The organism is Enterobacter sp. 120016, from assembly GCF_018383635.1.
GTDB lineage: Bacteria > Pseudomonadota > Gammaproteobacteria > Enterobacterales > Enterobacteriaceae > Enterobacter > Enterobacter asburiae_D.
Genome location: NZ_JAHAWC010000002.1, coordinates 394,327 through 410,819, shown reverse-complemented (window position 1 = coordinate 410,819; position 16,493 = coordinate 394,327). Strand labels below are relative to the sequence as shown.

The 16,493-nt window shown below is 58.3% G+C and carries 15 protein-coding genes; 6 read left to right on the top strand and 9 right to left on the bottom strand.

The window, feature by feature from the left end; genetic code table 11:
- Positions 1-78 precede the first annotated feature (78 nt).
- Both KIF87_RS06140 and KIF87_RS06135 read left to right on the top strand, forming a co-directional pair.
- Positions 79-411 (top strand): RcnB family protein, encoded by a 333-nt coding sequence (locus KIF87_RS06140; RefSeq protein ID WP_059311473.1) that lies wholly within the window; start codon positions 79-81, stop codon positions 409-411.
- Positions 386-841: a GNAT family N-acetyltransferase gene (locus KIF87_RS06135; RefSeq protein ID WP_249665820.1), complete on the top strand. Its 456-nt coding sequence runs from the start codon at positions 386-388 to the stop codon at positions 839-841. The genes KIF87_RS06140 and KIF87_RS06135 overlap by 26 nt, the downstream gene beginning before the upstream one ends.
- A gap of 92 nt (positions 842-933) precedes the next feature.
- On the opposite strand, the gene apbC is transcribed toward KIF87_RS06135, so the two are convergent.
- Complete coding sequence (gene apbC / locus KIF87_RS06130) at positions 934-2,043, bottom strand: iron-sulfur cluster carrier protein ApbC (RefSeq protein ID WP_213328207.1); 1,110 nt, start codon at positions 2,041-2,043, stop codon at positions 934-936.
- A gap of 137 nt (positions 2,044-2,180) precedes the next feature.
- Between apbC and metG the strand changes: the two genes are divergently transcribed.
- A complete protein-coding gene (gene metG, locus KIF87_RS06125) occupies positions 2,181-4,214 on the top strand; it encodes a methionine--tRNA ligase (RefSeq protein ID WP_159514558.1) in 2,034 nt (677 codons plus the stop codon).
- A 105-nt stretch (positions 4,215-4,319) separates the two neighbouring features.
- Here the strand turns inward: metG and KIF87_RS06120 are convergent, their stop codons facing one another.
- The 3 genes from KIF87_RS06120 to KIF87_RS06110 are packed head-to-tail and all read right to left on the bottom strand — an operon-like array spanning position 4,320 to position 7,236.
- The gene (locus KIF87_RS06120; RefSeq protein WP_213328206.1) at positions 4,320-4,790 is read right to left on the bottom strand and encodes a YehS family protein; all 471 of its coding nucleotides are present in this window, start codon (positions 4,788-4,790) and stop codon (positions 4,320-4,322) included.
- Between the two features lie 47 nt (positions 4,791-4,837).
- Positions 4,838-5,557, bottom strand: a complete 720-nt coding sequence (btsR, locus tag KIF87_RS06115) for a two-component system response regulator BtsR (protein ID WP_213328205.1) — start codon at positions 5,555-5,557, stop codon at positions 4,838-4,840.
- Entirely contained in the window at positions 5,551-7,236 is a 1,686-nt protein-coding gene (locus KIF87_RS06110; protein WP_063143803.1) for a sensor histidine kinase, read from the bottom strand. The genes btsR and KIF87_RS06110 overlap by 7 nt, the downstream gene beginning before the upstream one ends.
- A gap of 217 nt (positions 7,237-7,453) precedes the next feature.
- On the opposite strand from KIF87_RS06110, the gene mlrA reads away from it, so the two are divergent.
- Together mlrA and KIF87_RS06100 are read left to right on the top strand one after the other, a co-directional pair.
- Positions 7,454-8,194, top strand: coding sequence for an HTH-type transcriptional regulator MlrA (mlrA, locus tag KIF87_RS06105; RefSeq protein WP_159515655.1), 741 nt, complete (start codon positions 7,454-7,456; stop codon positions 8,192-8,194).
- Positions 8,195-8,263: 69 nt separating this feature from the next.
- Complete coding sequence (locus tag KIF87_RS06100; RefSeq protein WP_008500895.1) at positions 8,264-8,377, top strand: protein YohO; 114 nt, start codon at positions 8,264-8,266, stop codon at positions 8,375-8,377.
- Here the strand turns inward: KIF87_RS06100 and KIF87_RS06095 are convergent.
- The 5 genes from KIF87_RS06095 to bglX form a co-directional block, all read right to left on the bottom strand.
- A complete protein-coding gene (locus KIF87_RS06095) occupies positions 8,352-9,089 on the bottom strand; it encodes an ABC transporter permease (RefSeq protein WP_213328204.1) in 738 nt (245 codons plus the stop codon). The two genes, KIF87_RS06100 and KIF87_RS06095, sit on opposite strands and share 26 nt — an antisense overlap.
- Positions 9,073-10,023: an ABC transporter ATP-binding protein gene (locus tag KIF87_RS06090; protein WP_213328203.1), complete on the bottom strand. Its 951-nt coding sequence runs from the start codon at positions 10,021-10,023 to the stop codon at positions 9,073-9,075. Before KIF87_RS06090 ends, KIF87_RS06095 begins: the two co-directional genes overlap by 17 nt.
- Positions 10,016-11,173 (bottom strand): ABC transporter permease, encoded by a 1,158-nt coding sequence (locus KIF87_RS06085; RefSeq protein ID WP_213328202.1) that lies wholly within the window; start codon positions 11,171-11,173, stop codon positions 10,016-10,018. The genes KIF87_RS06090 and KIF87_RS06085 overlap by 8 nt, the downstream gene beginning before the upstream one ends.
- Before the next feature lie 12 nt (positions 11,174-11,185).
- Positions 11,186-12,103, bottom strand: coding sequence for a glycine betaine ABC transporter substrate-binding protein OsmF (gene osmF, locus KIF87_RS06080; protein ID WP_213328201.1), 918 nt, complete (start codon positions 12,101-12,103; stop codon positions 11,186-11,188).
- Between the two features lie 147 nt (positions 12,104-12,250).
- A complete protein-coding gene (gene bglX, locus KIF87_RS06075) occupies positions 12,251-14,548 on the bottom strand; it encodes a beta-glucosidase BglX (protein ID WP_213328200.1) in 2,298 nt (765 codons plus the stop codon).
- A 189-nt stretch (positions 14,549-14,737) separates the two neighbouring features.
- Here bglX and dld point away from each other — a divergent pair, with 189 nt between their 5' ends.
- Positions 14,738-16,486: a D-lactate dehydrogenase gene (dld, locus tag KIF87_RS06070; protein ID WP_213328199.1), complete on the top strand. Its 1,749-nt coding sequence runs from the start codon at positions 14,738-14,740 to the stop codon at positions 16,484-16,486.
- Positions 16,487-16,493: the final 7 nt, after the last annotated feature.

Here is a 16,493-nt window from a genome sequence, read left to right as displayed (position 1 = left end):
TACTTAAAATGGACCGTCTGCTCCGCTTTGCACAACCCGCAGACGAAAAGTATCTGAAACGATATCACTGGAGAAAAAATGGCTAAGCGTAAATTGCTGCTTCTGGGTGTATTACTGTCTCTGGCGGGATCCGCATTCGCTGCCCCGCAAACGGCCGCTGCGCCATCTGGCATCAAGGCCTATGAAGAACAAGAGTTCATCGCTGACTTTACGAAATTCAAGATTGGCGACACGGCACCGGCGCAGTATCAAACGCCGGAGTACACCATCAAACAGTACCAGCTGCGTAACCTGCCGGCTCCGGATGCCGGAACCCACTGGACCTACATGGGTGAGAACTACGTGCTGATTGGCGATACTGATGGCAAGATCTACAAAGCCTACAATGGAGATATTTTCTATCACCGCTAACGCAATCCTGATTCGCCCCTGGCAGGAAAGTGACCGCCCTTTCCTGCGCACGCTCTACCTCCACGCCCGACGCGAAGCCTGGCCATGGCTGGAGAGTGCAGACTGGCAGCTGGAAGACTTTGACGCGGCAACCCGTGACGAAGTGATTTGGGTTGCTGTTCAGAACGGGCATCGCCTGGGTTTTGCCTCCGTCTGGACGAACGATAATTTCCTGCACAACCTGTTTGTTGACCCGCAGTATCAAAGTCTCGGGGTCGGGAAGTTGCTCCTGGAGCAGGTTCAGAAGACGTTTACCAGTACGGGTTCGCTTAAGTGCCTGGTGAAGAATGCGCGGGCTATTGCGTTTTACCAGCGACACGGCTGGCACATTGAGGCGACGGGTAATTCTCCGGACGGAGAGTACTATCTGATGCATTTTCGGCTTGGGTAAAGTCAGGTGGCGCTTCGCTTACCTGACCTACAAAACCGTATTTCGTAGGCCGGGTAAGGCGAAGCCGCCACCCGGCACTAAGCGAAGAGAAATTACACCGCGCGGAACGCGATTTCCCCTGGGATGATTTCGCCCTGCCAGTAGAGCTGCGCTGCGACGCGTCCCGCCAGCTGGCGATACATTTCTGCAAATTCACTATCCGGACGGCTGACCACCGTCGGCTTTCCGCTGTCCAGATCTTCACGCAGGGTAATGTGCAGCGGCATCTGTCCCAGCAGTTGGGTATGATACTTCGCGGCCAGTTTTTCTGCGCCACCGGTACCGAAGATAGGTTCGTGGTGACCGCAGTTGCTGCAGATGTGCATGCTCATGTTCTCGACGATACCGAGCACCGGCACTTCCACCTTCTCAAACATCACGATGCCTTTTTTGGCGTCGATAAGCGCGATATCCTGCGGCGTAGTCACAACAACCGCCCCCGTAACCGGAATGTTCTGCGCCAGCGTGAGCTGGATGTCACCGGTGCCCGGCGGCATGTCCAGCACCAGATAATCCAGGTCCGGCCACATCGTCTCCTGCAGCATCTGCAGCAGCGCCTTGCTGGCCATCGGACCGCGCCAGACCATGGCGTTATCGTCGGTCACCAGATAACCGATGGAGTTGGTTGCCAGACCGTGCGCCATGATTGGCGCCATGTGGGTGCCGTCCGGCGAGGATGGGCGCTGGTTTTCCGCGCCCAGCATGTTCGGAATAGACGGGCCGTAGATATCCGCATCCAGAATACCGACCTTTGCCCCTTCCGCCGCCAGCGCCAGCGCCAGGTTAACGGCGGTAGAAGATTTCCCCACCCCGCCCTTGCCCGAACTGACGGCAATGATGTTTTTCACGCCGTTCACGCCAGGCTGGTTTTTCACGCGCTTCAGCGTGGCGATGCTGTGGCTCAGCTTCCAGTCAATGGCTTTTGCGCCGGTAATGCGCAGCAGCTCAGAGCTGGTTTGCTCTTTCAGCGCGTCAAAGGCGCTGGTCCAGACGAACGGCATCTGCAGTTCAATGTGCAGCGTGTCGTCCAGCCAGGCAACGTGGTGTAACGCTTTCAGCGTAGTGAGATTGTGCTTCAGGGTTGGATGCTGAAAGTTAGCCAGCGTCCCGGCGACCATTGCTCGTAAGGCTTCCGGTGATTTGGCCTGGGATTGAGAACTCATCCCGACTCCTTTGTTCTTGTGAATAAGACCTTAGATGAACAAGTTTACCTGAAAGGCCGTGGTTTGTGCTTACTTAATAATGCCCCTTTTGGTAATATCAAAAACCCTTTTCACAGTTAAAAGAAGTAATGCCTACTATGACTCAAGTCGCGAAGAAAATTCTGGTAACGTGCGCACTGCCGTACGCCAACGGCTCAATCCACCTCGGCCACATGCTGGAGCATATCCAGGCTGATGTCTGGGTCCGTTACCAGCGAATGCGCGGCCACGAGGTTAATTTCATCTGTGCGGACGATGCTCACGGCACGCCGATCATGCTGAAAGCGCAGCAGCTGGGGATTTCCCCGGAACAGATGATTGCCGAAATGAGTCAGGAGCATCAGACTGATTTTGCTGGCTTTGACATCAGCTATGACAACTATCACTCCACGCACAGCGACGAAAACCGCGAGCTGTCGGAGCTGATCTACACCCGTCTGAAAGAGAACGGTTTTATTAAAAACCGCACCATCTCTCAGCTGTACGATCCGGAAAAAGGCATGTTCCTGCCGGACCGTTTCGTCAAAGGAACCTGTCCGAAATGTAAATCCCCGGACCAGTACGGCGATAACTGCGAAGTGTGCGGCGCGACCTACAGCCCAACCGAGCTTATCGAGCCGAAATCCGTGGTTTCCGGCGCCACGCCTGTGATGCGTGATTCCGAGCACTTCTTCTTCGACCTGCCGTCCTTCAGCGAAATGCTGCAGGCGTGGACCCGCAGCGGCGCGCTGCAGGAGCAGGTGGCGAATAAAATGCAGGAGTGGTTCGAATCCGGCCTGCAGCAGTGGGATATCTCCCGCGATGCGCCGTACTTCGGCTTTGAAATCCCGAACGCGCCGGGCAAATACTTCTACGTTTGGCTGGACGCGCCAATCGGCTACATGGGCTCCTTCAAGAACCTGTGCGACAAGCGTGGCGACACCGTCAGCTTCGACGAATACTGGAAGAAAGATTCCACTGCCGAGCTGTATCACTTCATCGGTAAAGACATCGTTTACTTCCACAGCCTGTTCTGGCCGGCGATGCTGGAAGGCAGCAACTTCCGCAAGCCAACCAACCTGTTCGTGCACGGCTACGTGACGGTGAACGGCGCGAAGATGTCCAAGTCCCGCGGGACGTTCATCAAAGCCAGCACCTGGCTGAACCACTTCGACGCGGACAGCCTGCGCTACTACTACACCGCGAAGCTCTCTTCCCGCATCGACGATATCGACCTGAACCTGGAAGATTTCGTGCAGCGCGTGAACGCGGACATCGTCAACAAGGTGGTGAACCTGGCGTCCCGCAACGCGGGCTTTATCGCCAAGCGTTTTGACGGCGTGATGGCGGCCGAACTGGCTGACCCTGCCCTGTACCAAACCTTTACCGACGCGGCGGCAACCATTGGCGAAGCCTGGGAAGCGCGCGAGTTCGGCAAAGCGGTACGTGAAATCATGGCCCTGGCTGACCTGGCGAACCGCTATGTCGACGAGCAGGCGCCGTGGGTGGTAGCGAAACAGGAAGGCCGCGATGCCGACCTGCAGGCCATCTGCTCAATGGGCATCAACCTGTTCCGCGTGCTGATGACCTACCTGAAGCCGGTTCTGCCGCAGCTCGCAGCCCGTGCTGAAGCGTTCCTGAACACTGAACTGACCTGGGATGCAATGGCTCAGCCGCTGCTCGGCCACAAGGTGAACACCTTCAAGGCGCTGTACAACCGCATCGAGATGAAGCAGGTTGAAGCCCTGGTGGAAGCGTCTAAAGAAGAGGTGAAGGCGGCTGCGGCACCGGTTACCGGCCCGCTGGCGGACGATCCGATTCAGGAAACCATTACCTTTGACGATTTCGCCAAAGTCGATCTGCGCGTGGCGCTGATTGAAAACGCGGAGTTCGTGGAAGGTTCTGACAAGCTGCTGCGTCTGACGCTGGATCTGGGCGGCGAGAAGCGCAACGTCTTCTCCGGCATCCGCTCAGCGTATCCGGACCCGCAGGTGCTGATCGGTCGTCAGACCGTGATGGTGGCGAACCTGGCGCCGCGCAAAATGCGCTTCGGCATCTCCGAGGGGATGGTGATGGCCGCCGGCCCTGGCGGGAAAGATATCTTCCTGTTAAGCCCAGACGAAGGCGCGAAGCCGGGTCAGCAGGTGAAATAACAAAAAAGCCGGATACTTATCCGGCTTTTTTTTTGCCGGGTGGCGGCTTCGCCTTACCCGGCCTACAAAACCCGTAGGCCTGCAAGCGCAGCGCCGCTGGGCAAATCACACTTTCGGGTGATGCACCCGGTGGGTCAACCCGCGCAGGAAATTGCGCAGAAACTGGTCGCCGCATTCGCGGTAGTTTTTATGATCCGGCGCGCGCATCATGGCGGTCACTTCCGGCACGGATACGCGGTATTTTTGCTCCGTCATGATCGCCACAATATCGTCCGTTTTAAGCGAGAACGCGATGCGCAGCTTTTTCAGCACCGTGTTGTTGTTCACGCGACGCTCAAGCGCCAGCTCTGGCGCAGACTCATCTTTGCCGCGCTTATCGTAGATAAGGCCGTTCAGGAAGCCAGAAAGGATAATATCCGGGCAGCGAACAAACCCCTCTTCATCCTCTTTGGTCATCCAGGTATCGAAACCTGCAGACGTGGCTTCCATATCGGACAGCGCAAGAATGCGCACCATGTCGTTGTTGTTTGCTTTCAGGGTGTAGCGCAGGCTACGAAGAATGTCATTACTAATCATGAGTGCCTTTAACTGTCGATGTTGCAATGGCGCGCAGTGTACCAGTTTTACAGGCCAATCGCCTCTTTCAAACTCTTCAGATAGCGACGGCTGACGGGTACCGTTTGCCCGGCACGCAGCACCAGCTCGGCCTGGCCGTTATCTTCCAGGCGGATCTCCTTCAGGTGCGCCATGTTCACCAGATACTGGCGATGGCAGCGGATCAGCGGCGTGCGGCTCTCCAGCGTGCGCAGGGTCAGCTCGGTAAACCCTTCGTTCCCTTCCGCGCTGGTGACAAACACCCCGCTCAGGCGGCTGCTGACGAACGCCACATCATCCATCTGCAGAAGGTAGATTCGGCTGTGCCCGGTGCAGGGGATAAACTTCAGCGGCTGCTGGTTTTCCGGCAGCAGCGTGACGTCCTGTACGGTTCGCTCCTGGCGTAAACGGGTGAGCGTTTTTTCCAGACGCTTCTCTTCAATCGGCTTGAGTAAATAGTCAAACGCGTGCTCCTCAAAGGCCTTAACGGCATATTCGTCGAACGCCGTCAGGAACACGATGTAGGGGCGATGCGCCGGGTCGAGCATGCCGACCATCTCCAGCCCGCTGATGCGGGGCATCTGAATGTCGAGGAACAGCACGTCCGGGCGCAGTTTGTGCACCGCACCGATGGCCTCAATCGCGTTCGCGCACTCCCCCACAATCTCTATATCAGGCGGCTCCTGCAGCAGAACGCGCAGGTTTTCCCGTGCCAGCGGCTCGTCATCCACAATCAGCACTCTTAACATGCGTTTTCCTCCAGCGGCAGTCGTACGGTAATACGGGTAAATCGGTCTGGCTCACAGGCGACGGTAATGCCACAGTCATCGCCAAAATGCGCGCGCAGGCGTTTATCCACCAGGCTCATCCCTAAACCGCCGGAGGCGGAAGGCTGGTAAAGCCCGGCATTATCTTCAATATCCAGCACCAGATGGTGGTTAAAACGGCTGGCGGCAATGGTTATCTCCCCTGTCCCCAGAAGCTGTGACGTGCCGTGTTTAATGGCGTTTTCGACAATAGGCTGCAGGGTAAAGGCCGGGAGATGCTGATACGCCAGCTCGTCCGGGACGGAGAGCGTCACCTGCAGGCGCGACTGGAAACGCGCCTGCTCAATCTGCAGATAGGCATTCACGTGCTCAATCTCGTCGGCGAGGGTCACGATCTCGGACGGCCGTTTCAGGTTCTTGCGGAAAAAGGTCGACAGAAACTGCACCAGCTGCGCGGCCTGATCGCTGTCGCGGCGGATCACCGCTTTGAGCGTGTTGAGGGCATTGAACAGGAAATGCGGGTTGACCTGGGCATGCAGCAGCTTAATTTCGGACTGCGTCAGCAGCGCTTTCTGCCGTTCATACTGCCCGGCCAGAATTTGCGCGGACAGCAGCTGGGCAATCCCCTCTCCCAGGGTGCGGTTGATCGAGCTGAACAGACGGTTCTTTGCCTCATACAGCTTGATAGTGCCCATCACCCGCTGGTTTTCCCCGCGCAGCGGAATCACCAGCGTGGAGCCCAGCTTGCACTGCGGATGCAGCGAACAGCGGTAAGGCACTTCGTTACCGTCGGCATACACCACCTCACCGGTTTCAATGGCGCGCAGCGTGTAGGCTGAGGAGATCGGTTTACCCGGCAGATGGTGATCGTCCCCGGTGCCGGTAAAGGCCAGCAGCCGCTCGCGGTCGGTTATGGCCACCGCGCCGATATCCAGCTCCTTGTAAAGCACCTGCGCGACCTTCATGCTGTTCTCTTCGTTAAACCCCTGGCGCAGGATCCCTTCGGTTGAGGCGGCGACCTTCAGCGCCGTGGCGGAAAACGCCGAGGTGTACTTCTCAAACATGGCGCGCTTGTCGAGCAGAATACGCATAAACAGCGCCGCGCCCACGGTGTTGGTTACCATCATCGGGGCGGCAATACTGCTGACCAGGTGCAGCGCATCTTCAAACGGACGGGCAATGAGCAGAATGATCGCCATCTGCGCCATTTCGGCCACAAAGGTAATGGCACCGGCGGTGAGCGGGCTAAAGACTTTATCCGGGCGGCCGCGTTTGATCATGTAGCTGTGCACCAGCCCGCCGAGCAGTCCTTCCACGATCGTGGAGATCATACAGCTGAGCGCCGTCATCCCGCCCATGGAATAGCGATGCAGCCCCCCGGTTAAACCGACAAGGCCACCGACGACGGGACCGCCCAGCAGCCCGCCCATCACCGCGCCGATCGCGCGCGTATTGGCAATAGAGTCTTCGATATGGAGACCAAAATAGGTCCCCATGATGCAGAAAATAGAGAAGGTGACGTAGCAGAGCAGCTTATGCGGCAGACGTACGGTGACCTGCATCAGCGGGATAAACAGGCGCGTTTTGCTCATCAGCCAGGCAATGACAAGAAACACGCACATCTGCTGAAGCAACAGCAGCACCAGATTAAACTCGTACATACTCAAAACCGCACACGCTAAAAACGCGTAACATACACTGATGCGGGTTTACTTTCTTTGAAGCATCCCAAAAAAGCGCAAAATCGTGTCCGTTATCACACCTTTTTCTGAATATCGCGCATGCTTCGCATTGTTTGTTCAAAAATCAATCAATCCTTCCTGGTTCGCCAAAGTGAGTCTACAGTTAAGCTGGGGACGCGTAAGCCAGGGGGCGAATATGGCGCTTTACACAATAGGTGAAGTGGCACTCCTTTGTGATATCAATCCCGTTACCCTACGGGCGTGGCAGCGACGGTATGGATTACTCAAACCGCAGAGGACCGACGGTGGGCATCGCCTTTTCAATGAGGCCGACATCGACCGCATTCGCGAAATTAAAAGCTGGATCGACAACGGGGTGCAGGTCGGCAAGGTGAAGTCCCTGCTGAGCCACGACGATCCGGACACGCAACACCTCTGGCGCGAACAGCAGGAAACCCTGCTGCGACTCCTGCAGGCCGGCAACCTTCAGCGCCTGCGCGCATGGATAAAAGAGCAAGGCCGCGATTATCCGGCACAGACGCTGATCAACCATCTCTTCATTCCGCTCCGTCGACGCCTGCAGTGCCAGCAGTCCACCCTGCAGGCGCTGCTCAGCATGCTCGACGGGGTGCTGATCAACTACATTGCCGTCTGCCTTGCCTCGGCGAAGAACAAGGCCGGAAAAGATGCGCTGGTGGTCGGCTGGAACGTGCACGATACCACCCGCCTGTGGCTGGAAGCGTGGATTGCGACCCAGAAGGGCTGGCGCGTGGACGTGCTGGCGCACTCGCTGGCGCAGCTTAAGCCCGAATTTTTCGACGGTCAGACCCTGCTGGTCTGGTGTGGCGAAGTGCCGTCCGCCACGCAGCAACAGCTGCTGACGGAATGGCGAGAGAATGGTTACCCGGTTTATTCCCTTGGCCCGGATGAGCCATAACGGCATTTAATGGTTCATTAACAGCTGCGCTTCACCGTATAATTGTTCCGTTAACAACAGGAGAACATGATGAAGGCAACCAAACTGGCCATTATTACCCTTTTTGTCCTGATGGCCGTGAGCGGTATCGGCGGCGTGATGCTGGCAGGATACTCGTTTATTGTTCGCGGCGGTGTCGGCTGAGGTACAGCGCCAGCCGCTCAAAAAGGCGATCGACGACGATTGCCGCCAGCGCGACCAGCACCGCCCCCTGCACAATGTAAGCCGTATTAAACCCGCTCAGGCCGATAATTATCGGCGTTCCCAGCGTATTGGCACCGACCGTAGACGCAATGGTCGCCGTCCCGATGTTAATAATCACCGACGTGCGGATCCCGGCAATGATAACCGGTGCCGCAAGCGGCAGTTCAACCTTGCGCAGCCGCTGGCCGCGACTCATCCCCATCCCTTCAGCCACGCTTAGCACCGATGCCGGTACCGCCGCGAGGCCCGCCAGCGTGCCCTGCAGAACCGGCAGTACGCCGTATAAAATTAGCGCAATAATGGCGGGCTGCTGGCCAAAGCCCATCACCGGAACCGCTATCGCCAGCACCGCCACCGGGGGAAACGTCTGACCAATGGCCGCTATCGTCTCCACCAGCGGACGAAACTCCTTGCCCGCGGGCCGCGTGACCGCGATGCCTGCCCCTACCCCCAACACAACCGCAATGAAGCTTGAGAGCGCCACCAGCCAGAAATGCGCCAGGGCGAGATTAATAAAGCTCTCCTGCTGATAGACCGGCCGCGGCAGCCCGGGAAAAAGGGCGTTAAACAGCGCCGCGCTGTGGGGCATCAGAAACAGTAAGGCGACAAAGAGCGCTACCAGCCAGAGGAGCGGATCACGCAGTGCCTTCACGCGTCACCTCCCCGGCCAGCAGATCGCGAAAATGTAAGGTTCCGCACGGCGCCCCGCGTGAGTCCGAGACGGGCAAAACCTCGCACTGGCGAGCGACAAACGCGGAGAGAGCATCCCGCAGGCTCATCTGCGCCTGCAGCGGTTCGCCGCTCACCGGGATCTCCTCCCGACGCATATAGTCGCTGACCGTCCGCAGGGAGAGCAGCCTCACGCCCAGCTCGCTGCGGCCAAAAAACTCGCGCACAAAGTCGTTCTTCGGCCATGTTAATAGCTCAAGCGGCGAGCCCTGCTGCACCACTTCGCCATGATCCATCAGCACCAGATGGTCGGCCAGGCGCAGAGCTTCATCAATATCGTGCGTCACGAGAACGATCGTGCGTCCGAGAATGCGGTGAATGCGGGTCATCTCCGCCTGCAGCGCCCCGCGCGTGACCGGGTCCAGCGCGCCGAAGGGTTCATCCATCAGCAGCACCTGCGGGTTGGCCGCCAGCGCGCGCGCCACGCCCACGCGCTGCTGCTGGCCTCCGGATAACTGATGAGGATAGCGGTCGCGCAGCGCGGGCTCTAACCCCAGCAGAGACATCAGCTCATCCACCCGGTCAGCGATTTTTGCCCGCGACCATTTCTCCAGCTGCAGCACGGTGGCGATGTTCTGCGCCACCGTCCAGTGGGGAAACAAGCCGATAGACTGAATGGCATAGCCCATCCGACGGCGCAGCTCCAGCACCGGCAGGCTGCGGATCTCTTCTCCGGCAAAGCGGATCAGCCCGCTGTCATGCTCAACCAGCCGGTTGATCATCTTCAGGGTGGTGGATTTTCCCGACCCGGAGGTGCCAATCAGCACGGAAAACGCGCCCTCGGCAAAGTTCAGGTTCAGGTGGCTCGCCGCCGGACGGCCGGCAAAGGTCTTACTGACGTCATGAAATTCAATCATTGGCTCTTCTCCTGAGCAGCGCGAGCCATAAGGCAAACAGCGCGTCGACGACAACCGCCAGCGCAATCGTGGGCACTACGCCCAATAACACCAGATCGAGCGCACTGCTCAGCAGCCCCTGGAACACCAGCGCGCCAAAGCCGCCCGCGCCAATCAGCGCCGCAATCACCGCCATGCCGACGGTTTGTACCGCCACCACCCGCAGGCTGCGCAGCAGCAGGGGCAGCGCCAGCGGGAGCTGAATTTTCCAGAAACACTGCCGTGCGCTCATGCCCATCGCATGGGCGCTTTCCAGCACATCCGGCGCGACCTGACCCAGGCCCGCGACCACGCCGCGTACCAGCGGCAGCAGCGCATACAGCACCAGCGCGATGAGGGCGGGCGTTAGCCCCGTTCCGGCTATGCCGAGCGTTCCCAGCGCCGGGAATGACTTCACCAGCCCGGCCAGCGGGGCAATCAGCAGGCCAAACAGCGCGACGGAAGGAATGGTCTGGATCACGTTGAGCACGGCAAAGATCCCACCCTGGCGTGAAGGATGGCGATAGCACCACATGCCGAGCGGTATCCCGAGCAGGAGCGCCGGAAAGAGCGTGCCAAAAAGGATCGTCAGGTGTTGCGCCAGGGCATCATCAAACACCTCCTGACGGTTAGCGTACTCTTTTAACAGCGAGAGATTGTTCAGCTCACCGCTGAACAGCAGGAACAGTGGAATGCACCATATCTGCGCGTTAAGCACCCAGCGCCAGACGGCGCTGGAGATGAGTCGACGAATGGCATCGCTGCTGGCCAGCAGACACAGCGCCAGCCACAGCCAGAGGCCGCTGCCCACCGTGGTTCTCGCCAGCGGACTTTCCGCTGACGCCATATGCGTCGCCGCCTGCCCGGCCCCCCAGAACAGGATGATAAACAGCCCTTCCGCGAGAAGCAGCGTCAGCCACTGCGCCGTACGCCCTTGCCAGAGCGATAGCGCAACCCACGCGCCCAGCGCCGCCGCCAGCCACCACGGCGTGAACGCCCACACTTCCCAGAGATAGCGCCCCTCCCCTGACATCAGGCGGTTTGGAGCAACATTCACAAACGGCAGCGCGACTGCCGCGATGGCCACGCAGGCCAGCAGCAGCAGTACGCGGTTATGACATTTTATTGGCACAGCCCTTTCCCGTTACTTCACAAGCCCTTGTTGTTTCAGGAAGTCGGCGGCCACTTTTTTGGCATCCAGCCCCTCGACGGCAATGCTGGCATTCAGCTGCTGCAGCGTTTTTTCATCCAGCTTTTCGAAGACCGGTTTAAGCCAGTCGGCAATCTCCGGATAGGCTTTCAGCACCGCCTCACGCACGACCGGGGTCGGGGCGTAAATCGGCTGTACGCCTTTAGGATCGGTCAGGGTTTGCAGACCGAGCGCCGCCACCGGGCCGTCGGTGCCGTAGGCCATGGCCGCGTTAACGCCAGAGGTTTGCTGCGCCGCCGCTTTGATGGTCACCGCGGTATCCCCGCCCGCCAGCGAAAGCAGCTGCGCCTGGTCGAGCTTGAAGCCATAGGCTTTTTCAAACGCGGGCAGCGCGTCAGGGCGTTCGATAAACTCCGCGGACGCCGCGAGCTTAAAGTCGCCCTTCTCTTTCAGATAGCGGCTAAGATCTGCAAGCGAGGTCAGCTTACCTTTCTCCGCCACGTCCTTGCGCACCGCGATAGTCCAGGTATTGTTGGCCGGTGCTGGGGTCAGCCAGACCAGTTTGTTCTGTTCCGCATCGAGTTTTTTGACTTTCTCATACCCGGCGCTGGCGTTTTTCCATGCCGGATCGTTTTCTTGTTTGAAGAAGAATGCGCCGTTGCCGGTGTATTCCGGGTAGATATCCAGCTCGCCGGAGGTAATAGCACCGCGCACGACGGGCGTGGTACCGAGCTGAACTTTGTTGACCGTTTTGACCCCGTGACTCTCAAGCACCTGCAAAATAATATTGCCGAGCAGCGCCCCTTCGGTATCAATCTTTGATCCCACTTTGACAGGCTCAGCCGCCTGAAGCGGCAGACTCAGCGCCGCCAGCAGCACCGCAGATCCCAACATCCCCTTTGCAATCGTCATTCTACTATCCTCATTTATTTTGCTGCCTTTTTCAGAGGCTTGAGAGAAAAGCGTAGCTTAAAACGGCCGAATTAACCGTCAAAATGCCTTTTTAGCATAAGGTAAGACGCATCCCCCGCAGAGCGGGGGATGCAAAGGAGGGAAAGGTTACAGTAGCTCGAACTCGCCTTTATTCACGCGGGCAGAATCCACCCCGATAAAGACGTTAAACTTGCCGGGTTCCGCATCGTATTTCATCTGCTGGTTCCAGAACTTCAGCGCGTCCACGTCAATCGGGAAGCTGATGGTTTGGGTTTCGCCAGGCTTCAGGTTGACCTTCTCGAAGCCGCGCAGCTGCTTCACGGGACGGCTCATCGACGCGGTGACATCCTGCACGTACATCTGAATCACCGTTGCCCCTTCGCGCTTGCCGGTGTTGGTCACCTCAACGCTGGCGGTGACTTTGCCGTCACGCTTCAGGCTCGGTGCCGACATTTTCACGTCAGAGACCTTGAAGGTGGTGTAGCTCAGGCCGTAACCAAACGGATAAAGCGGGCCGTTAGCTTCGTCGAAGTAACGGGACGTGTACTTGTTCGGCTTGTCGGCGTTGTACGGGCGACCGGTGTTGAGGTGGCTGTAGTAGACCGGGATCTGCCCGACGGAACGCGGGAAGGACATCGGCAGCTTGCCCGACGGGTTGTAATCACCAAACAGCACGTCGGCGATGGCGTTACCGCCTTCGGTACCGGCGAACCAGGTTTCCAGAATAGCGTCAGCCTGCTGATCCTCTTTCACCAGCGCCAGCGGACGCCCGTTCATCAGCACCAGCACCAGCGGCTTGCCGGTGGCTTTCAGGGCGGCGATCAGATCGCGCTGGCTCTGCGGAATGGTGATATCGGTACGGCTGGAGGCCTCGTGCGCCATACCCTGCGCTTCTCCCACGACCGCGACCACAACGTCAGACTGCTTCGCGGTATTCACCGCCTCGTCAATCATCTCCTTCGGCGTGCGCGGATCGACCTTCACCGCTTCCTCATACTGGTTAAGGAAGGTGACGATGTCTTTATCGTTGGTGACGTTCGCCCCTTTGGCGTACACCACTTTCGCGTTATCACCCACGGCGCTCTTGATCCCAGTCAGCACGGTCACGGACTGATCGGCCACGCCCGCGGCAGACCAGCTGCCCATCACGTCGCGCTTGCTGTCGGCCAGCGGGCCCACCACGGCAATGGTGCCGGATTTTTTCAGCGGCAGCGTGTCGAGACGGTTTTTCAGCAGTACCAGACTTTCGCGCGCCACTTCACGCGCGTCTTTGCGGTGCAGGCGGCTTTCGGCATTGGTATCTGCCGGGTCAGAATCTTTCGGCCCCAGGTGGCTGTACGGATCGTTAAACAGCCCCATGTCGTATTTCACGTTCAGCACGTGGCGCGCGGCATCGTCCAGCTCCGCCATCGTGACCTTGCCGCTCTTCACCAGCCCCGGCAGGTATTTGCTGTAGTATTCGTCGCTCATGCTCATGTTGATGCCGGACTTGAGCGCCACGCGCACGGCGTCTTCCGGATCGGAGGCGGTACCGTGTTTGATCAGCTCTTTAATCGCGCCGTGGTCAGAAACGGTGATGCCTTTAAAGCCCCACTGGTCGCGAAGCACGTCTTTCAGCAGCCAGGAATCGGAGGTCGCAGGCGTACCGTTCAGCGAGTTCAGCGCGACCATCACCGCGCCGCTGCCCGCATCCAGCCCTGCCTTGTACGGCGGCATGTAGTCGTTGAACAGGCGCTGCGGGCTCATGTCGACGGTGTTGTACTCTTTACCGCCTTCCACCGCGCCATAGGCCGCGAAGTGTTTGACGCTGGTCATCACCGAGTAGCGATCCGCCGGGCTTTTGCCCTGCATCGCTTCCACCATGGTTTTACCCATCGTGGAGGTTAAATACGTGTCTTCACCAAAACCTTCCGAGCCGCGGCCCCAGCGCGGATCGCGCGAGACGTCCACCATCGGCGCCCAGGTCATGTTCAGGCCGTCATCCGCCGCTTCATAGGCGGACACGCGCCCGACGGTTTTCACCGCATCGAGGTTAAAGGAGGAGGCTAAGCCGAGGCTAATCGGGAAGACGGTACGCTGGCCGTGCACCACGTCATAGGCGAAGAACAGCGGAATTTTCAGGCGGCTGAGACCCATCACCTGATCCTGCATCTTGCGGATATCCTCGCGGGTGACGGTATTAAAGATCGCCCCTACCTGCCCGTCTTTGATCATCTCGCGGATGGCCTCTTTCGGGTTATCCGGGCCGACGCTGATAAGACGCAGCTGGCCGATTTTCTCATCGACCGTCATTTTCTTGAGCAATTCAGTGACAAACGCGTCCCGTGCTTCAGGCGTGAGCGGGTGATTACCAAACAAATCCTCTGCCAGCGCAGGTTGCAGCGCCAGGCTGACGGCGACACCTACAGAACATAGCCATTTCATGTCGTTTTACTCTCTCATCAATAACCGCCGGACGATCTCGGCCATACCGTGCGAAAAGCGCAGTGTGCCACAAACCCTCTGAACGTTGCAGGGTTATTCTCTGATTTTTCTCGTGAATACTCGACCGCTTAACAGTTAATCGCGCTATGCTTTACAGCGAGAAATTTGCCCCACCACAAGGAGTGGAAGATGTCTTCTGTTCGAACAAACGATAACACGGCTTTTATTAACGAACTGTCGCGCCTGGTTGGCTCCTCTCACCTGCTTACCGACCCGGCCAAAACCGCCCGCTACCGTAAGGGTTTCCGCTCTGGTCAGGGCGAGGCGCTGGCGGTGGTCTTCCCCGGCACGCTGCTGGAGCTGTGGCGCGTCCTGAGCGCCTGCGTCGCCGCCGACAAGATTATTTTAATGCAGGCCGCCAATACCGGCCTGACCGAAGGCTCCACGCCGAACGGCAACGATTACGATCGCGACATCGTGATTATCAGCACCCTGCGCCTCGACAAGCTGCACCTGCTGGATAAAGGCGAGCAGGTGCTTGCGTTCCCCGGCACGACGCTCTACTCCCTGGAAAAAGCGCTTAAGCCGCTGGGCCGCGAGCCGCACTCGGTGATTGGCTCCTCCTGTATTGGCGCCTCGGTGGTCGGAGGGATTTGCAACAACTCCGGCGGCTCGCTGGTGCAGCGCGGACCGGCCTACACCGAGATGTCGCTGTTTGCCCGTATTGACGAAAACGGCAAGCTGACGCTGGTGAACCATCTGGGCATCGATCTCGGCGTGACGCCAGAGCAGATCCTCAGCAAGCTTGACGACGATCGCGTGAAGGACGAAGACGTGCAGCACGATGGCCGCCACGCGCACGATCACGACTACGTGACCCGCGTGCGGGATATCGATGCCGATACGCCAGCGCGCTACAACGCCGACCCGGACCGCCTGTTTGAATCCTCCGGCTGCGCCGGGAAGCTTGCCGTTTTTGCCGTGCGTCTGGATACCTTCCCGGCAGAGAAAAAGCAGCAGGTGTTTTACATCGGTACCAATCAGCCTGAGGTTCTGACGGAGATCCGCCGTCACATTCTGGGTGAATTCAGCCATCTGCCGGTGGCGGGCGAGTACATGCACCGGGACATTTACGACATCGCCGAACGTTACGGCAAAGATACGTTCCTGATGATCGACAAGCTCGGCACCGACAAAATGCCGTTCTTCTTCACCATGAAGGGCCGCACCGACGCGATGCTGGAGAAAGTGTCGCTGTTCAAACCCCACTTCACCGACCGCTTTATGCAGAAGCTAGGCAACGTTTTCCCGGCGCATCTACCGGAGAGAATGAAAGCCTGGCGCGATAGGTACGAACACCACCTGCTGCTGAAAATGGCCGGAGACGGGATTGCCGAAGCGCAGACCTGGCTGACTGAATTTTTCAAAACCGCCGAAGGCGATTTCTTTGCCTGTACGCCTGAAGAGGGCAGCAAAGCCTTCCTGCACCGTTTTGCCGCCGCAGGCGCCGCCATCCGCTATCAGGCGGTGCATTCCGAAGAGGTGGAAGATATTCTGGCGCTGGATATCGCCCTGCGCCGTAACGACACCGAGTGGTTTGAGCACCTCCCGCCGGAAATCGACAGCAAGCTGGTGCACAAGCTCTATTACGGCCACTTTATGTGTTATGTCTTCCATCAGGATTACATCGTCAAAAAAGGGGTCGATGCACACGAACTGAAGGAGCAGATGCTCGCCCTGCTGCATGAACGCGGCGCACAATATCCTGCGGAACATAACGTCGGGCATCTTTATAAAGCCCCTGACGCACTTAAGCAGTTTTATCGCGAGAATGACCCTACAAACAGCATGAATCCCGGGATTGGTAAAACAACGCGGAAGAAATACTGGAAAGAGAGCGAAGATGCGGAGCAGCGCATAACGCAAGCGTCTGATTAATTCCTAC